Here is a 17852-nt window from a genome sequence, read left to right as displayed (position 1 = left end):
CCGTGGCCATCTATTCGCGCTTCATCCGCCGTTTGATGATCAGCTCGCTGACCGTCGTCATCAGCCGCGCCCTGATCAGTCCGCTGCTGACGCTGTTCCTCAGCAACAAACTCGGTCTCAACCCGCAAGACGTCGGCCTGCTATTGGGCGTTGCGGTATTCAGCGCAACATTGTTGTCGCTGTACGGCGGTTACATCATCGACCGGTTGGACAAACGCCAGTTGCTGATTCTGACCATGCTCTCCAGCGGCATCGGCCTGATCCTGCTGACCTTCGCGCAGAATCTGTATCTGGTCACTTTGGTGTTGATCATCAGTGAGACCGCGTCAGCGCTGTTCCTCATCTGCTCGAAGGCCATCCTCAGTGAAAACCTCCCGGTCGGCCAACGGGTCAAGGCGTTTTCCCTCAACTACACCTTGACCAATATCGGCTACGCCGTCGGCCCGATGATCGGCGTGGTGATTGCCGGTATCCAGCCTTCGGCGCCGTTTATCGTCGCCGGCGCGATTGCCATTGGCAGCATTTTTCTGCTGGTGGGCGCAGAGAAAAAGGCTAATCCGGCCGGCTCGGTCGGCCCGCCGCAAAGCTTTCTGAACACCCTGATCATCCTGAAGAACGACCGCACGATGATCCTGTTTACCTTGGGTTGCCTGCTCAGCACGCTGGTGCACGGGCGCTTCACCCTGTACCTGTCGCAATACCTGTTGGTCACCCACAGCCAGCAACAGACGCTCGACACCATGGCCGCCCTGCTCGCCTGTAATGCGGTCACCGTCATCCTGTTGCAATACCAGATCGGTCGTTTCCTCAAACGCGAGCACTTGCGCCAGTGGATCGCCGGCGGCACCGCGCTATTCATCCTGGGTTTGATCGGTTTCAGCATGGCCGACAGCCTCGTCGGCTGGTGCGTGGCGATGTTCATTTTCACCCTGGGCGAGATGATCATTTACCCGGCAGATTTCCTCTTCGTCGACACGCTCGCCCCCGAGGAACTGCGCGGCAGTTACTACGGCGCGCAGAATCTGGCGGCACTCGGCGGCGCTGCAAGCCCGGTGATGTGCGGGTTTCTGCTGATGCACACGCCGGCGCCGATGATGTTCTACGCCTTGAGCGCATTGGCGGCAGTCGGCGGCTATTTGTGTGTCGCCAGCGGCCGTCGCGTCGCTTCAGTGCAAAAATAATGCACTCAAACTGCATTTATATGAATTTGTCAGCATCGAGATTGAACGTCACACTGTGTGCGTTCCTCCCCCAATGTTGGAACACTTCGAGGGCTTTCCGGACAGACCGGACGAGTCCTTTTTTTTGCCCGGATTTTGTAGAAGGATCAGTTTCACATGCTCGCTCGCTGGTTGCCCGCCGCCATAAACACCCGCCCAACCGAATGGAGCCGCGCCGCCATCGGCATGGCGCTGGGCACGTTGTTCAGCGTGTGGTTGTGCGCGCAGGTGTTCGGCCATGACGTCGCTTATCACCTGATCGGGCCGCTCGGCGCCTCGGCAGTGTTGCTGTTCGCCGTGTCCTCCGGCGCCCTCGCCCAGCCGTGGTCGATTCTGGGTGGTTATTTGTGCGCGGGTGTCGTCGCGCTGCTGGTTGCTCACGTGCTTGGCCGAACCCTTGGCAGCGCTTGTCTGGCGGCGGGCATGGCGCTGATTCTGATGTGCTGGCTGCGTTGCCTGCACCCACCGGCCGGCGCCCTCGCGCTGACGCTGGTGCTGGCCGATCCCGCGACCATCGCCATGGACTGGAAAGCCATGGAACCGGTAATGCTCGGTGCTGCGTGCATGCTGCTCAGTGCCCTCGCCTACAACAACCTGACGCGCATTCGTTACCCCAAACGCCCGGCGGAACCGGCGCCCGCAGTAGCCCCGGTCGACAATCAGGCAATCACCGCCGAAGACCTGAAACTCGCCCTGGCCGACATGGAAGCTTTCATCGACATCACCCCCGAGGATCTGGAACAACTGATCCACGCCAGTGAGCTGCACGCCAAGCGCCGCAGCATCGGCGAGGTTTTTTCCAAGTAACCTCTGGCATTTCGTCTAAGGTAAAAACGCAGACACGCCCTGCACATATCCCCGTTGTACAGGGCAAATTTGCACTGTTACGATCCGATAACGCTCGCGTGCGAGCTTCTCGAATAAAGACAATAAAAGCAGGGAGTTACTGATGACAGCTCAGGCTTCATCCCCGCGGACACAGTCCATGGATGCCACGCAAAACGAAGTGCTGGCCGAGGTTCGCAATCACATCGGTCACCTGACCCTCAACCGCCCCGCCGGCCTCAACGCCATCACCCTCGACATGGTGCGCTTGCTGCAACAGCAACTCGACGCCTGGGCCTCTGACGCCAATGTCCACGCCGTGGTGCTGCGCGGTGCCGGTGAAAAAGCCTTCTGCGCCGGCGGCGATATTCGATCCCTGTACGACAGTTTCAAAAGCGGCGACACGCTGCATGAAGATTTCTTCGTCGAGGAATACGCCCTTGACCTGACGATTCATCACTACCGCAAACCGGTGCTGGCCTTGATGGACGGTTTTGTCCTCGGCGGCGGCATGGGTCTGGTGCAAGGCGCCGATCTGCGTGTGGTCACCGAGAAGAGTCGTCTGGCCATGCCGGAAACAGCCATCGGTTATTTCCCGGATGTCGGCGGCAGTTATTTCCTGCCGCGCATCCCCGGTGAGCTGGGGATTTATATGGGCGTCAGCGGTGTGCAGATCCGTGCCGCCGATGCGCTGTATTTCGGCCTGGCGGACTGGTATCTGGACAGCAGCAAACTGGCGCTGCTCGACGAAAAACTCGACGCGATGGAGTGGCAGGACACCCCGCTCAAGGCTCTGCAAAACCTGCTGGCCAAGCATGGCGTACAAACCCTGCCCGATGCGCCGCTCGAAAAACTTCGCCCAGCGATCGATCACTTCTTTGCCCTGCCCGACGTACCGAGCATGGTCGAGCAATTGCGCGCCGTGACCGTCGCCGACAGCCATGAATGGGCGACCACCACCGCCAACCTGTTGGAAACCCGTTCACCGCTGGCCATGGCCGTCACTCTGGAAATGCTCCGGCGCGGTCGGCACCTGAGCCTGGAACATTGCTTCGCGCTGGAGCTGCACCTGGATCGTCAATGGTTTGCCCGTGGCGACCTGATCGAGGGCGTGCGCGCCCTGCTGATCGATAAAGACAAATCACCACGCTGGAACCCACCGACTCTCGCGACGCTGGACGCTGCGCATGTGGCGAGTTTCTTCCACGGTTTTGATGAGAGCGGGAGCTGAGCCATGCACGATCTCGAACTGACTGAAGAACAAGTGATGATCCGCGACATGGCCCGGGACTTCGCCCGCGGCGAAATCGCGCCCCATGCGCAGGTGTGGGAAAAGGCTGGCTGGATCGACGACGTGCTCGTGGCGAAGATGGGTGAGCTGGGCCTGCTCGGCATGGTGGTGCCCGAGGAATGGGGCGGCACCTACGTCGATTACGTGGCGTATGCCTTGGCCGTGGAAGAGATTTCCGCCGGTGACGGCGCCACCGGCGCGTTCATGAGCATTCACAACTCGGTCGGCTGCGGCCCGGTGCTCAACTTCGGCAGCGAACAACAGAAAAAGACCTGGCTGGCGGATCTGGCCAGCGGTCAAACCATCGGCTGCTTCTGCCTGACCGAACCTCAGGCCGGCTCGGAAGCGCACAACCTGCGCACCCGCGCCGAATTGCGCGACGGCCAATGGGTGATCAACGGTTCCAAGCAATTTGTCAGCAATGGCAAACGGGCGAAACTGGCGATTGTGTTCGCGGTGACCGATCCGGAGCTGGGCAAGAAAGGTATTTCGGCGTTCCTGGTGCCGACCGATACCGCCGGTTTCATCGTTGACCGCACTGAACACAAGATGGGCATCCGTGCTTCGGATACCTGCGCGGTGACCCTGAACAACTGCAGCATTCCCGAGGCCAACCTGCTCGGCGAGCGCGGCAAAGGTCTGGCGATTGCCCTGTCCAACCTTGAAGGCGGACGCATCGGCATCGCCGCTCAAGCGTTGGGCATTGCCCGTGCGGCGTTTGAAGCGGCGCTGGCGTACTCGAAGGATCGCGTGCAGTTCGACAAACCGATCATCGAACACCAGAGCATCGCCAACCTGCTGGCTGACATGCACATGCAAATCAACGCGGCCCGCTTGCTGATCCTGCACGCGGCGCGACTGCGTACGGCGGGTAAACCGTGTTTATCAGAGGCTTCGCAGGCCAAGCTGTTCGCTTCGGAAATGGCCGAGAAGGTCTGCTCGTCAGCGATTCAGATTCATGGCGGGTATGGGTATCTGGAAGATTATCCGGTCGAGAAGTACTACCGCGATGCGCGGATTACCCAGATTTATGAAGGGTCGAGCGAGATACAGCGGATGGTGATTGCGCGGGATTTGAAGAACTATCAGCTTTAACGGCAAAAGATCGCAGGCTTCGGCAGCTCCTACAGGAAACACATTCCCATGTAGTAGCTGCCGAAGCCTGCGATCTTTTGATCTGCGTTACTTGCCCTTGAACTCAGGCGCACGCTTGGCCACAAACGCGGCCATGCCTTCTTTCTGATCCTGCGTGGCAAACGCGGCATGGAACACCCGGCGCTCAAAACGCACGCCTTCGGTCAGGTTGACCTCAAAGGCACGATTCACGCTTTCCTTCACCATCATCGCAATCGGCAGCGATTTGCTCGCGATCACTCCAGCCACTTTAAGCGCTTCATCGAGCAGCTCATCACTCGGCACGATACGTGCGACGATGCCGCAGCGCTCGGCTTCCACTGCATCGATCAAACGCCCGCTCAGGCACATTTCCATCGCCTTGGCCTTGCCCACCGCGCGCGTCAGGCGCTGAGTGCCGCCCATGCCCGGCAGCACGCCGAGGTTGATTTCCGGTTGGCCGAATTTGGCGTTGTCGCCGGCCAGAATGAAGTCGCACATCAATGCCAGTTCACAGCCACCGCCCAAGGCAAAACCGTTGACAGCTGCGATGATCGGCTTGCGCCGGTTGGCCACGCGATCGCTGTCGCTGAACAAGTCGTCCATGTAGATCTGCGGGTAGGTCAGCTCGGCCATTTCCTTGATGTCGGCACCGGCGGCGAAAGCCTTTTTCGAGCCGGTGATGACGATGCAACCGATGGCGGCATTGGCTTCCAGTGCATCGAGCGCCTGGTTCACTTCGCTGACCAGTTGCGCGTTCAGGGCATTCAGCGCCTGTGGTCGGTTGAGGGTGATCAGGCCAACGCGGCCGTGGGTTTCCAGCAGAATCGTTTCGTAACTCATACATAACTCCTCAATTCGCCCCGTGTAGGAGCTGCCGCAGGCTGCGATCTGTTGATCTTTCTTTCAAAAAATCAAAGTCAAAAGATCGCAGCCTGCGGCAGCTCCTACAGAGGTTGGGTTTACAGGTTGCGCGAAATGACCATGCGCTGAATATCGCTGGTGCCTTCGTAGATCTGGCAGACGCGCACGTCGCGGTAGATGCGCTCCAGCGGGAAGTCGTTGAGGTAACCGTAACCGCCGAGGGTTTGCAATGCCATCGAGCAGACCTTCTCGGCCATTTCCGAAGCGAACAGCTTGGCCATCGACGCCTCGACCAGCGCCGGTTGGCCGCTGTCGCGCAGGGCCGCCGCGTAATGCACCATTTGCCGGGCGACGGCGATCTGCGTGGCCATGTCAGCCAGGCGGAACGCGACGGCTTGATGTTCGATGATCGGTTTACCGAAGGTGTCGCGCTCGCGGGCGTAATCGCGCGCCGCTTCGAATGCCGCGCGGGCCATGCCCACGGATTGCGAAGCAATGCCGACGCGGCCGCCCTCAAGGTTGGCCAGGGCGATCTTGTAACCCTCGCCCTCTTCGCCCAAACGGTTGGCCACCGGCACTTTGACGTCTTCAAAGAGAATCTGGCAGGTGTCGGACGCGTGCTGACCGAGTTTGTCCTCGACGCGAGCGACTGTGTAGCCCGGTGAATCGGTCGGCACGATAAACGCGCTGATCCCGCGCTTGCCGGCGCTCGGCTCGGTCACCGCGAAGACAATGACGATCCCGGCGTTCTGCCCGGAAGTGATGAACTGTTTGCAGCCATTCAGCACGTAGTGATCGCCTTCCAGCCGTGCACGGGTTTTCAGGCTGCTGGCGTCGGAACCGGCCTGCGGTTCGGTCAGTGCAAATGCGCCGAGCATGGCACCGCTGGCGAGCGGTTTGAGAAAGCGTTCACGCTGATCGTCGTTGCCGAACTTGAGGATCGGCACGCAGCCGACCGAGTTGTGCACGCTCATGATCGTCGAGCAGGCGCCATCACCGGCAGCGATTTCTTCCAGGGCCATGGCGTAGGCCAGGTAACCAGTGTCGCAACCGCCCCACTGCTCCGGCACGAGCATGCCAAAGAAGCCCAGCTCAGCCATCTCGCCGATGGCTTCCTTGGGGAAACGGTGCTCGCGATCCCACTCGGCGGCGAACGGCTTGAGGCGTTCCTCGGCAAACTGCCGGGCCATGTCACGGATCTGGGTTTGGTCTTCGTTGGGAATCATGGTGAATCCTTAAAATCCGGTTTACCACAACCCCCTGTAGGAGCTGCCGCAGGCTGCGATCTTTTGATCTTGATCTTAAAAACAAGATCAAAAGATCGCAGCCTCGTTGCACTCGTCAGCTCCTACAGGGGGAGTGAGTTTAGTAGAGGCATTCCACAGCCATGGCCGTGGCTTCGCCGCCGCCGATGCAGATCGCAGCAATCCCGCGTTTTAGCTTCTTCTGCCGCAGGGCCGACAGCAACGTCACCAGAATCCGCGCCCCTGACGCGCCAATCGGGTGCCCCAGTGCACACGCACCGCCATGCACATTCAGCTTGTCATGGGGGATTTCCAGATGCGTCATCGCCGCCATGCCCACCACGGCAAACGCTTCATTGACCTCAAACAGATCGACATCACCCAGCGACCAACCGGTTTTCTTGATCAGCTTCTTGATCGCCCCAATCGGCGCCACCGGGAACAGGCCCGGTGTGTCGGCGAACGCAGCGTGGCCATGAATAACAGCCAACGGTTTCAGCCCCAGTTTCTGCGCCTGCGACTGGCGCATCAGCACCAGTGCCGCCGCACCGTCAGAGATCGAGCTGGAGTTCGCCGCCGTCACCGTGCCGCCTTCGCGGAACGCCGGTTTCAGCGAGGCGATCTTGTCCAGTTTGGCTTTCGGTGGCTGTTCGTCGTTACTGATCAGCACCTGTTCTTTGCCGACGGTCACGGTCAGCGGGACGATCTCATCCTTGAAGCTGCCGTCCTTGATCGCCTGCTGTGCGCGGGTGGTCGAGGCGATGGCAAATGCATCCTGCGCTTCACGGCTGAAGTGGTTGGTCTCGGCGCAATCCTCAGCGAAGGTGCCCATCAAACGACCCTTGTCGTAGGCGTCTTCGAGGCCATCGAGGAACATCGAGTCGAGCACGCGACCATGGCCCATGCGGTAACCGGCGCGGGCACGATCCAGCAGATAAGGCGAGTTGGACATGCTTTCCATGCCGCCGGCAATCACCACATCGGCACTGCCCGCGACCAGCATGTCGTGGGCCAGAATGGTGGTTTCCATGCCTGAGCCGCACATCTTGTTGACGGTGGTGCAACGGGTGGATTTGTCCAAACCGGCGCCCAGCGCAGCCTGACGTGCAGGTGCCTGACCGAGGCCTGCGGGCAGCACACAACCAAACAACACTTCATCCACCGCATCGCTGGCAACACCGGCGCGTTCAACCGCAGCCTTGATTGCAGCGGCGCCGAGTTGCGGCGCAGTGAGACTTTTCAGTTCGCCCTGAAAGCCGCCCATTGGCGTGCGCACGGCGCTGACGATAACAATCGGATCGTTGGAAATAGTCATGACAAATCCTCCTTACTTGGCGGCCATGCGCAAGGCGCCGTCGAGACGGATCACCTCACCGTTGAGCATACTGTTTTCGATGATATGTCGAACCAGCGCAGCGTATTCGGCAGGCTTGCCCAGGCGCGGCGGGAACGGTACGCCGGCGGCCAGCGAATCACGCACTTCCGGGGTCATGCCGGCCATCATCGGCGTTTCGAAAATACCTGGGGCGATGGTCATCACGCGGATGCCGAAACGCGCCAGTTCGCGGGCGGCCGGCAGGGTCAGGCTGGCGATTGCGCCTTTGGAGGCCGCGTACGCCGCTTGGCCGATCTGGCCGTCGAACGCCGCCACCGACGCGGTGTTGATGATCACGCCGCGTTCGCCGTCAGCGTTTGCCTCGGATTCAGCAATCGCCGCAGCAGCCAAGCGCAGCATGTTGAAGCTGCCGATCAGGTTGACGTTGATCACTTGCGCGAAACTGCTCAGCGCATGCGGGCCGTTCTTGCCGAGGATCTTCTCGCCACGAACGATGCCGGCGCAGTTGACCAGACCGTTGACGCTGCCAAACGCGGCGACCGTCGCTTGTACCGCAGCCTCGGCGGCGGCTTCGTTGCTGATGTCAGCGACGACACTCTGTGCGCCGAGACGTTGAGCCTGAGCGGCGACCGCTTCGGCGTTCATGTCCACCAGCATCACTTTGGCGCCGACACTGACCAGCAATTCCGCGGTGGCTGCACCGAGGCCGGATGCGCCGCCGGTGACGATAAAAACCTTGTTCTCGATCTGCATGACAGTACTTCCTGATTCAAGCTGAAACGTTATGCGCCGCGGCCTCTTGAGCCTTGGCGATTTCCTGGTTGCGCAAGATAAAGCGCTGCAATTTGCCACTCGGGGTCTTGGGCAATTCGCTGACAAATTCGATTTCACGCGGGTACGAATGCGCGGCCAGACGCTTGCGCACGTGTTGGCGCAGCTCTTCGGCCAGCTCTGGCGCGGCGCGGTATTGCGCACTGAGCACGACAAAGGCTTTGACCAGTTCGGTGCGCTCCGGGTCCGGTTTGCCGACGACCGCCGCCTCGACCACCGCTGGGTGTTCGATCAGCGCGCTTTCCACGTCGAACGGGCCGACGCGATAACCGGAGGTGGTAATCACGTCATCACTGCGGCCGACGAAGCTTATGCTGCCGTCCGGGTTCCATTCCACGGTGTCGCCGCTCAGGTAGTAATCGCCGACGAAAGCCTTGGTCGGCACGCCTTCGTAGCCGCCGAACCAGCACATCGGCGATTGCGGGCGGTCGATGGCGAGGATGCCCGGCTGGCCGACGCCGAGTTCGTTGTACTGATCATCGAGCACGACGATGCGATGGCCCGGCGAGGCGAAACCGGCGGCGCCGACGTGTACCGCGTGGTCGAGGCCGTGGTGGTTGCACAGCACCATGCCCAGTTCGGTCTGGCCGTAATGGTCGTGGATGACCACGTCGAGGTTGTCGGCGAACCAGCGGATCACTTCCGGGTTCAGCGGCTCGCCGGCGCTGCTGACGATGCGCAGCTTGCCCTTGATCGATTTGGCGAATTCATCACCACCGGCAATCAGCAAACGATAAGCCGTCGGCGATCCGGTGAGGTTGGTGATGCCGTATTTGTTGATGACCCGGCAGGTGCTTTCGAGGGTGAACGGGCCATCGTAGAAAGTGATCGGGTGCCCCATCGACAATGGGCCGGTGACGCCGAAATAGATGCCATAGGCCCAGCCCGGGTCGGCGACGTTCCAGAACGAATCTTCTGCACGCAAATCCACGGCATCGCGGGTGTAGCTCTGGAACGCGACGATGGCTTTGAGCGGTACGGACAGCGCTTTCGACGGCCCGGTGGTGCCGGAAGTGAACATCAGCAGGAACGGGTCTTCGCCGGTCAACAGCACCGGTTCGCAGACGTTGGAATAATGGGCCAGTTCGGCCCAGAAGCTGAAATCGCCACGGACGATGCCTTGGCCTTTCGCGCCGCCGACGGTGACGAGGGTTGGGCAGTCGGCGACTTCAGCGAGTTTCGGCCGGTTGACCGCATCGGTGACCACGACTTTCGCGTCGGAACAGTTCAGCCGATGTTCGAGGGCTTTGGGGCCGAACGCGGTAAACAGCGGCTGATACACCGCGCCGATGCGCCAGGTGGCGAGCACCGTGATAAGCAATTCGATGTTGCGCGGCAGCAGGCCGGCGACTTTGTCGCCCTTCTGCACGCCTTGGGCGAGGAGGAAATTGGCGAAACGCGCGGCGTTATCCTGCAGTTCACTGAAGGTGTACGTCGCACTGGCGCCGTCGCGGCCCTCCCAGAACAGCGCGATGCGCCCCGGCAAGGCGTGGCGGTCGCAGCATTCGACGCAGGCGTTGAGCGCCTCAAGCGAACCGCTGAGCGCGGCATCCACGGTGTGCTGATAATTGAACTGTTTGGTGGCAGACAAGTAATCGCGCATTGCCAGAATCCCTCTGTGTTTTTATTAGGCTGGGAACCGTAAACAACAGAGGGATAGTCGCGCTGTGGGGCGGTGGCGGCAATGGTCAAAGCCATCAAAGTGGCTGACTGGTTTGGCCATGCCTTGCCACACCGATCGTTCCCACGCTCCGCGTGGGAATGCAGCCCCGGACGCTCTGCGTCCACTTCAGAATTGGAACGCGGAGCGTCCCTAGAGGCATTCCCACGCGGAGCGTGGGAACGATCATCAAAAGCCATCAAAATGGCTGACTGGTTTGGCCAAGGTTTAAGTTTTGGGTTGCCTGGACTGACCTCTTCGCGAGCAAGCTCGCTCCCACAGGGGGAATGCATTTCAAATGTGGGAGCGAGCTTGCTCGCGAAGAGGCCGGGTCAGACGACCTCATTCAGTATCAGCGTGCGGTAATGGCCCGGATTCGACCCCGACCACTTGCGAAACGCCTTGTAAAACGAACTCGCGTCAGCAAACCCCAATCGCGCCGCAATCTCGACAAAACTGATCGAAGGCTCCGCCAGCCAGATGATCGCCAATTCCTTGCGCACACTGTCTTTGAGCCCCTGATAGGTCTGCCCTTCTTCCGCCAGGCGCCGGCGCAAGGTCGAGGCCGACATGCACCATTGCTGGGCCAGCGCGTCGGTTTCCGGCCACTGTTCTGCCGGCAACTGCCGCAGATCCTGCTTGATCCGGCTCGCCAGGCTTTCCGGGTCGCGGTACTTCACCAGGATGTTGGCCGGCGCATGGGCCAGAAAGCGCTTCAACTCTTCGGCGGAACGTTTGATCGGCAGATCAAGGCAATCGGCAGAAAAGATCATCCGCGTGCGTGGCCGATCGAACCGCAGGTTCTCGGAAAACATCACCCGGTAGTCATCGGTGAAGTCCGGTTCAGGGCAACGCAATTCAATCGCCAGAATCGGAATCCGCCGCCCCGCCAGCCAGCAGGCGACGCCGTGGACGATCATCCAATAGGTGAAATAGGTGAAGGCGCGGCGCGGTTCGGCGTCGTCCTCCAGCAGCACGATTTCCGCCAGACTTTGCTGGTGCACCAACTGCGCCGGCATGCGCTCCAGCATTAACGACAGAAAGCTCAGGCCAGTGCTCAAAGCCGCCGCCAGCGTCGGTTGCGCCATCGCGCTGCGACAGAGGAACGCGAGGCTGCCGGACTTGAGCTTGCGCGGGTCCATGCCGAAAAACTCGTCATCCCCGCGTCGAGCCAACAGCCGCCAGAGTTTGGCGTACTGCGAGGCCGGCACCCGGCCCTGCGGGGTTTGCAGCAGCGTCGGCGCAATGCCGACCTTGCTCAAGACGTCGTCCGTGGCCACGCCCGGGGCACAACTTTGCAGCAGCGCTTCACGCACCAATTGAACGGCGATGGTGTCTTTTTCCGACATGGAGCGCGGTGAACCTTGTTGTTTTTGAGTGGCAGGCATCTTACCGCAACCAACGCAAATCCCGTGTAGGAGCTGCCGAAGGCGGCGATCTTTTGATTCAAAAAAAACAGGATCAAGAGATCGCAGCCTTCGGCAGCTCCAGAGTTCCGGTGTCGCCCGCATGAGAATGGTTGTTCTTTACTTTGTTCAGCTTCTGTTCAGGTTTGTGTCAATGATTGTCATGTGAGAATGGTTGTCATTATGTTACAACTTGTAACCTCTTCGAATGACTTGTTGGATACCGAATGCTTGTTCCCTTTCTGATCATGCTGCGCGAAGGCATTGAAGCCGCGCTGATCGTTGGCATCATCGCCAGCTACCTCCAGCAAACCGGCCGTGGCCAGTGGATGCCCGCCGTGTGGATCGGGGTTTTCCTCGCCGCCGCCCTCGCCCTGTTGGTCGGTGGCGGTCTGGAACTGGTCAGCGCCGAATTTCCGCAAAAGCAGCAGGAACTGTTCGAAGGTATCGTCGGGCTGGTCGCCGTGGGCATTCTCAGCTCGATGGTGTTCTGGATGCGCAAGGTGGCGCGTTCGATCAAACACTCGCTGCAAGCCTCGCTGGATCACGCGTTGACCTCGTCCAAACACCAAGTGATCGCCTTGATCGTCATGGTCTTTTTCGCAGTGGCCCGTGAAGGTCTGGAAACCGTGTTCTTCCTGCTTGCGGTGTTCCAGCAAAGCGAAGGCCCGGGCGCGCCGATCGGTGCCCTGCTCGGCCTGATTCTGGCGATTATCGTCGGTTTCCTGATTTACAGCGGCAGCATGCGCCTCAACCTTTCGGCGTTCTTCAAGTGGACCGGCCTGTTCATTCTGGTGGTCGCCGCCGGGATCCTCGCCAATTCGGTGCAGGCGCTGCATGAAGCCGGACTGTGGAATCATCTGCAAACCGTGCTCTTCGACTTCAGCGCGACGCTGCCGATGGACGGCCCGTTGGGCTCGGTGCTGGCCGGCATGTTCGGTTATCAGGATGCACCGACCGTCAGCACCCTCGGGGCGTATCTGATTTATCTGGTGGTAGCGCTGGTGATGTTCTTCTATCCGGCTCCCGCACCCAAGCCCTCCGCGCAATCGTCTTCCGTTTCCAGCCAATAAGGGCCTCCATGTCAAAGCCTAATACTCCTCAGGCCTCCCCTCCCCGCGCCCTGCGCTGGGCGGTGGCCGGTTCGGTGGTCATCATGATCGCTGCCGGCGGCCTGTTCTGGTACGCCTCGAAAATGGCCGCGGCCAAACGTCAGCACAACCACGATGAAGTGGTGGTGAACATTCATCCGGGCAGTTGCGAGCCGAATGCCCTGACCGTGCCGGCGGGCCGCGCCAGTTTCCGTATCGTCAACCGTTCCGACCGTGCGGTGGAATGGGAAATTCTCGACGGCGTGCTGGTCGTCGAAGAACGCGAAAACATCGCCCCCGGTCTGAGCCAGGTGATCAACGCCAATCTGCAACCCGGCGATTACGCGATCACCTGCGGCCTGCTGAGCAATCCGCGCGGGACGTTGCATGTAACGCCGACGGCGGCCTCCGATGCTGCCGCCAAAGCCAAACCGTCGATGTTCGCTTTCGTCGGCCCGCTGTCGGAATTCCGCGTGTATCTGGCCAGCCAGAGCAGCGCGCTGATCAAAGCCGTGACCGCGCTCAATCAAGCGATTGAAAGCGGCGATTTGAGTCAGGCTCAGGCGCTGTACTTGCCGGCGCGTGCCGCTTATCAACGTCTGGCCCCGGCTGCGCAGCGTCTGGCAGAACTGGACAACAGCATCAACGCCCGCGCCGACTACTTCGAAAAACGCGAGCAGGATCCGGCCTTCGTTGGCTTCCATCGCCTCGAATTCGGCCTGTTCCAGCAGCGCAAACTCGACGACCTGACGCCCGTGGCCCAACGCCTGCTCAGCGATGTCACCACGCTCAAACAGCAACTGCTCGCGCAGAGTCTGCCGCCTGAGCAACTGGTCAGCATCGTCGTGCGCAACCTCAACACCCTCGCCGACGTGCGCGCCGCCAGCGGTGAAGAAGAACGCTACAGCCACAGCGACCTCAACGGCTTCGCCGCCAATGCGCAAACCGCGCACAAAGTCGTCGATTTGCTGCGGCCAATGCTGACCAAGTCAGCCGCTGACCTGCTCCCAAAAATCGACAAGGCACTTACGGACTTCGACACCGAACTCAACAGCTACAAGATCAAGGACGGCTACGCCAGCTACGACTCCGTCAGCGGCGAACAACGCAAGCAGATCGCCGACAAGGCTCAGGCTCTGGCCGACGCACTGGATGGCATCGATCCCGCCCTCGGCCTCTCTGGCCTGTAAGCAGAAGACGAATTCGCGATGAAAGATTCAGAAAACCTCAACCTGCAACGTCGCCGTGTCCTGATGGGCATGGGCGCCGCCGGTGTCGCCCTCGCCGGTAGCGCGCTGAGCTGCCCGGCCATGGCCGCCGCGCCGGCACAAGTCACCGAAGCGCCGAGCAGCGACAAGACCGAAGATCGCCACGATTTCCACGGTGTGCACCAGACCGGCATCGTTACTCCGCGCCCGGCCTCGGGCATGCTGGTGTCGTTCGACGTGTTGGCCAGTGACCGTGAAGATCTCGAGCGGCTGTTCCGCACCCTCAACGAGCGCATCGCCTTCCTGATGAAGGGCGGCCCGGTCGCCCAGATCGATCCAAAACTGCCGCCGCCGGATTCCGGCATCCTCGGCCCGAACGTGACGCCAGACAACCTGACCATCACCGTCTCCGTCGGCGAATCGCTGTTCGACGAGCGCTTCGGACTGACCGACGCCAAGCCCAAGCGGCTGATCCGCATGGTCGGCTTCCCCAACGATGCGCTGGAGGCCGATTGCTGCCACGGCGACCTGAGCTTGCAGTTTTGCTCTAACACCACCGACACCAACATTCACGCCCTGCGCGACATCGTCAAAAACCTCCCCGACCTGCTGCTGGTGCGCTGGAAACAGGAAGGCAGCGTGCCGCCGCAAGCCCCGGCGAAACCGGGTGTGCCGGCACAATCGGCGCGTAATTTCCTCGGCTTCCGTGACGGCTCGGCCAACCCGAACTCCAACGACGCCAAAGCCATGGACAGCATCGTCTGGGTGCAACCGGGCAGCGACGAACCGGCCTGGGCCGCGCATGGCAGCTATCAAGCGGTGCGGATCATCCGCAACTTCGTCGAGCGTTGGGATCGTACGCCGCTACAGGAACAGGAAAGCATCCTCGGTCGGGTAAAAACCTCCGGCGCGCCTATCGGCGGCAGCCATGAAACCGAAGTGCCGGATTACCACAAGGATCCGGAAGGCAAGCTGACCAAACTCGACGCGCACATTCGTCTGGCCAACCCGCGCACCGCCGCGAGCCAGGCCAACCTGATCTTGCGCCGGCCATTCAACTACTCGAACGGCGTGAACAAGAACGGCCAGCTCGACATGGGCCTGCTGTTTATCTGTTACCAGGCCGACCTGGAAAAAGGCTTCATCACCGTGCAGACCCGCCTCAACGGCGAACCCCTTGAGGAATACCTCAAACCGGTCGGCGGCGGTTACTTCTTCACCCTTCCGGGTGTCACGAGCGACAAGGATTTCATCGGTCGTTCGCTGCTCAATGCCACACAACCGAAAACAGCTGCATAAAACAAAATCCCCACACTGGAGCCGCCCCCATGAAAAAAACGCCACTCGCGTTATTGCTGTCCCTTGGTTTGCTCAACACCCCGCTGTCGGCGTTTGCCGCCACGGCACCGCTGGATCTGGTCGGGCCGGTGTCGGACTACAAGATTTACGTCACCGAAAAACTCGATGAGCTGGGCAGCCACACCCAGCAATTCACCGATGCGGTGAAAAAAGGCGATCTCGCTACCGCGCAGAAACTCTACGCACCGACTCGCGTTTACTACGAGTCGATCGAGCCGATTGCCGAGCTGTTCAGTGACCTCGATGCGTCCATCGACTCCCGCGTCGACGACCACGAGAAAGGCGTGAAAGCGGAAGACTTCACCGGTTTCCATCGCATCGAATACACGCTGTTCTCGGAAAAAAGCACCCAGGGCTTGAACGAGCTGGCAGACAAGCTCAACAGCGACGTCAAAGACCTGCAAACCCGCGTGGCCGGCCTGACCTTCCCGCCTGAGAAAGTCGTCGGTGGTGCTGCCGCCCTGTTGGAAGAAGTCGCCGCGACCAAGATCTCCGGCGAAGAAGATCGTTACAGCCACACCGACCTGTACGACTTCCAGGGCAACATCGACGGCGCGAAGAAGATCGTCGATCTGTTCCGTCCGCAGATCGAAAAGCAGGACAAGGCGTTCATCGCGAAGGTCGACAAAAACTTCGCCACGGTCGACAAGATTCTGGCCAAGTACAAGACCAAGGATGGTGGGTTTGAGACGTATGACAAGGTGAAGGATAACGACCGTAAAGCGCTGGTCGGGCCGGTGAATACACTGGCGGAAGACTTGTCCACGTTGCGTGGCAAGTTGGGTCTGAACTGAGTTTTTTAGCGTCTAGGCAGGCCCCATCGCTGGCAAGCCAGCTCCCACAATGTTCTCGGTCATTCACAAATATTGTGTAAACCAAAGAACCTGTGGGAGCTGGCTTGCCAGCGATGGCATTTCCAGCGGCGCTACAGAATCCGGTACAACAACCGCTCAATCCGCACCCGACTCACGCGCTTGAGAAACTTGGCCACCCCGGCCGGGTATTCCGGCAACGTCTCAAGATTCTGGAAATTCTCGATCCGCGTGGTGTGGCGGAAAATCTCTTCCAGCTCCTTCGCTCGCGGTTCCAGCCACTCGCCCTTCGGATCATCGATCAACAACGCGTTTTCCAGGTCCAGGCGGAACGCCCGTGGATTGAGGTTGTTGCCGGTCAGCAGCGTATAGCGCTGATCGATCCACATGCCCTTGAGGTGGTAGGTGTTGTCGCCATCACGCCACAGGTGCAGGTTCAACTGGCCGCTGTCGATGTTGCGCTGATGCCGTTTGGCAAAGCGGCGCAGGCTGATTTCGTACAGGTACGGCAGCGCCGCAATCACCTTGAACGGCTCGCTCGGCGGGATATAGAAGTCGTTGGCAGTCTTGTCGCCGACCACGATGTCGATCTTCACGCCACGGGCCAGCGCGCGATTGATCTCACGGATCACGCCCAGCGGCAGGTTGAAGTACGGCGTACAGATGGTCAGTTGCTTTTGCGCGCTGGCGATCAGTTCGAGAATTGCCCGGTTCAACGGGTTGTTCTTGCCGACGCCGAGCAACGGCGTAACCGACAGACCGTCTCGGGCGGTGCTGCCCGTGGCGGTGTCGTATGTCGCGTATTTGAGACGGCTGCGCAGGTCGCCGATGTCGTTGCGCAGGCTGCGAGTGGTCGGCAGGTTCGGCAGGTCGAGGCGATGCACGGCTTTCGACTCGATCAGGCCGTGCTTGACCAAGTGATGCATCGAGTCGGCCAGCTCATGGCTTTGCAGCACGTGGTAGCGGTCGAAACGGTACTTGTCGAACTTGTGCAGGTAAACGTTGTTGAGGCTGGCACCGCTGTAGACCACGCAATCGTCGATCACGAAGCCCTTCAAATGCAGAACGCCGAACAGTTCGCGGGTCTGCACCGGCACACCGTAGACCGGCACTTCGCTTTGATGCGTGCGGGTCATTTCCTGATACCACGCCGAATTGCCCGGCTGCTTGCCGGCACCGATCAGCCCGCGTTGCGCACGCAGCCAGTCGACGACCACGGCGATTTCCAGCTCGGGACGCTTGAGCTTGGCGGCGTGGAGGGCATCGAGGATTTCCTGACCGGCCTCGTCTTGCTGCAAGTACAGCGCAACGATGTAGATGCGTTGGGTCGCTGCGGCGATTTTCTCCAGCAGGCAACGACGAAACTCGGCGGCGCCGGACAGAATGGTCACGGCCTCGGCGGTCAGCGGAAAGCTGCGCAGTTTAGGCAGCAAGGAACGTTTGAAAAGCAACGGCATAGGGCTCGCAATGGGTCGAATCCGAAGAACCCGAGAGCTTACACCATCACACCCCTCGGGTCTTGTTAGTGCCCGTAAAGAGATCAAAAGATCGCAGCCTTCGGCAGCTCCTACACCGACCAATGTAGGAGCTGC

General features: G+C 60.4%; 15 protein-coding genes. 8 read left to right on the top strand and 7 right to left on the bottom strand.

The genetic code is table 11. The features are described 5' to 3' along the window. Positions 1 to 2: 2 nt before the first annotated feature. The 4 genes from EJA71_RS00820 to EJA71_RS00805 all read left to right on the top strand — a co-directional run bounded on the left by EJA71_RS00820 (position 3) and on the right by EJA71_RS00805 (position 4431). A complete protein-coding gene (locus tag EJA71_RS00820) occupies positions 3 to 1181 on the top strand; it encodes an MFS transporter (protein ID WP_158953455.1) in 1179 nt (392 codons plus the stop codon). A gap of 156 nt (positions 1182 to 1337) precedes the next feature. Next, positions 1338 to 2027 carry an HPP family protein gene (locus EJA71_RS00815; protein WP_158953453.1) on the top strand — a complete coding sequence of 230 codons (690 nt, stop codon included), beginning with the start codon at positions 1338 to 1340 and terminating at the stop codon, positions 2025 to 2027. A 142-nt stretch (positions 2028 to 2169) separates the two neighbouring features. Then, positions 2170 to 3276 (top strand): enoyl-CoA hydratase/isomerase family protein, encoded by a 1107-nt coding sequence (locus tag EJA71_RS00810; protein ID WP_158953451.1) that lies wholly within the window; start codon positions 2170 to 2172, stop codon positions 3274 to 3276. Between the two features lie 3 nt (positions 3277 to 3279). Continuing rightward, positions 3280 to 4431, top strand: a complete 1152-nt coding sequence (locus tag EJA71_RS00805) for an acyl-CoA dehydrogenase family protein (protein ID WP_158953449.1) — start codon at positions 3280 to 3282, stop codon at positions 4429 to 4431. A gap of 87 nt (positions 4432 to 4518) precedes the next feature. Here the strand turns inward: EJA71_RS00805 and EJA71_RS00800 are convergent, their stop codons facing one another. The 6 genes from EJA71_RS00800 to EJA71_RS00775 all read right to left on the bottom strand — a co-directional run bounded on the left by EJA71_RS00800 (position 4519) and on the right by EJA71_RS00775 (position 11733). Further along, positions 4519 to 5292 carry an enoyl-CoA hydratase gene (locus EJA71_RS00800; RefSeq protein WP_158953447.1) on the bottom strand — a complete coding sequence of 258 codons (774 nt, stop codon included), beginning with the start codon at positions 5290 to 5292 and terminating at the stop codon, positions 4519 to 4521. A gap of 119 nt (positions 5293 to 5411) precedes the next feature. Next, entirely contained in the window at positions 5412 to 6539 is a 1128-nt protein-coding gene (locus tag EJA71_RS00795) for an acyl-CoA dehydrogenase (RefSeq protein WP_158953445.1), read from the bottom strand. Positions 6540 to 6678: 139 nt separating this feature from the next. Beyond that, positions 6679 to 7872 carry an acetyl-CoA C-acyltransferase gene (locus EJA71_RS00790; RefSeq protein ID WP_158953443.1) on the bottom strand — a complete coding sequence of 398 codons (1194 nt, stop codon included), beginning with the start codon at positions 7870 to 7872 and terminating at the stop codon, positions 6679 to 6681. Positions 7873 to 7884: 12 nt separating this feature from the next. Further along, positions 7885 to 8646, bottom strand: a complete 762-nt coding sequence (locus tag EJA71_RS00785; protein WP_158953441.1) for an SDR family NAD(P)-dependent oxidoreductase — start codon at positions 8644 to 8646, stop codon at positions 7885 to 7887. 16 nt (positions 8647 to 8662) lie between these two features. After that, entirely contained in the window at positions 8663 to 10327 is a 1665-nt protein-coding gene (locus EJA71_RS00780; protein WP_158953439.1) for an AMP-binding protein, read from the bottom strand. A 389-nt stretch (positions 10328 to 10716) separates the two neighbouring features. After that, a complete protein-coding gene (locus EJA71_RS00775; protein WP_158953438.1) occupies positions 10717 to 11733 on the bottom strand; it encodes an AraC family transcriptional regulator in 1017 nt (338 codons plus the stop codon). A 284-nt stretch (positions 11734 to 12017) separates the two neighbouring features. Here EJA71_RS00775 and efeU point away from each other — a divergent pair, with 284 nt between their 5' ends. From efeU to efeO (EJA71_RS00755), 4 genes are read left to right on the top strand one after another with little or no spacing between them, the layout of a single operon-like run. Continuing rightward, positions 12018 to 12863 carry an iron uptake transporter permease EfeU gene (gene efeU / locus EJA71_RS00770; RefSeq protein WP_158953436.1) on the top strand — a complete coding sequence of 282 codons (846 nt, stop codon included), beginning with the start codon at positions 12018 to 12020 and terminating at the stop codon, positions 12861 to 12863. An 8-nt stretch (positions 12864 to 12871) separates the two neighbouring features. Beyond that, the gene (efeO, locus tag EJA71_RS00765) at positions 12872 to 14071 is read left to right on the top strand and encodes an iron uptake system protein EfeO (protein WP_158953434.1); all 1200 of its coding nucleotides are present in this window, start codon (positions 12872 to 12874) and stop codon (positions 14069 to 14071) included. Between the two features lie 18 nt (positions 14072 to 14089). Further along, positions 14090 to 15388: an iron uptake transporter deferrochelatase/peroxidase subunit gene (gene efeB / locus EJA71_RS00760; protein WP_158953432.1), complete on the top strand. Its 1299-nt coding sequence runs from the start codon at positions 14090 to 14092 to the stop codon at positions 15386 to 15388. 29 nt (positions 15389 to 15417) lie between these two features. Further along, positions 15418 to 16242 carry an iron uptake system protein EfeO gene (gene efeO, locus EJA71_RS00755; RefSeq protein WP_158953430.1) on the top strand — a complete coding sequence of 275 codons (825 nt, stop codon included), beginning with the start codon at positions 15418 to 15420 and terminating at the stop codon, positions 16240 to 16242. A 131-nt stretch (positions 16243 to 16373) separates the two neighbouring features. Here efeO (EJA71_RS00755) and pssA read toward each other — a convergent pair whose 3' ends face one another. Then, positions 16374 to 17717: a CDP-diacylglycerol--serine O-phosphatidyltransferase gene (pssA, locus tag EJA71_RS00750; RefSeq protein WP_158953428.1), complete on the bottom strand. Its 1344-nt coding sequence runs from the start codon at positions 17715 to 17717 to the stop codon at positions 16374 to 16376. Positions 17718 to 17852 lie beyond the last annotated feature (135 nt).

This window comes from Pseudomonas sp. PB106 (assembly GCF_009764645.1).
Taxonomy (GTDB): Bacteria; Pseudomonadota; Gammaproteobacteria; order Pseudomonadales; family Pseudomonadaceae; genus Aquipseudomonas.
Note: the sequence above shows the minus strand (reverse complement) of the source record. Positions and strands in the feature narration are given on the sequence as shown.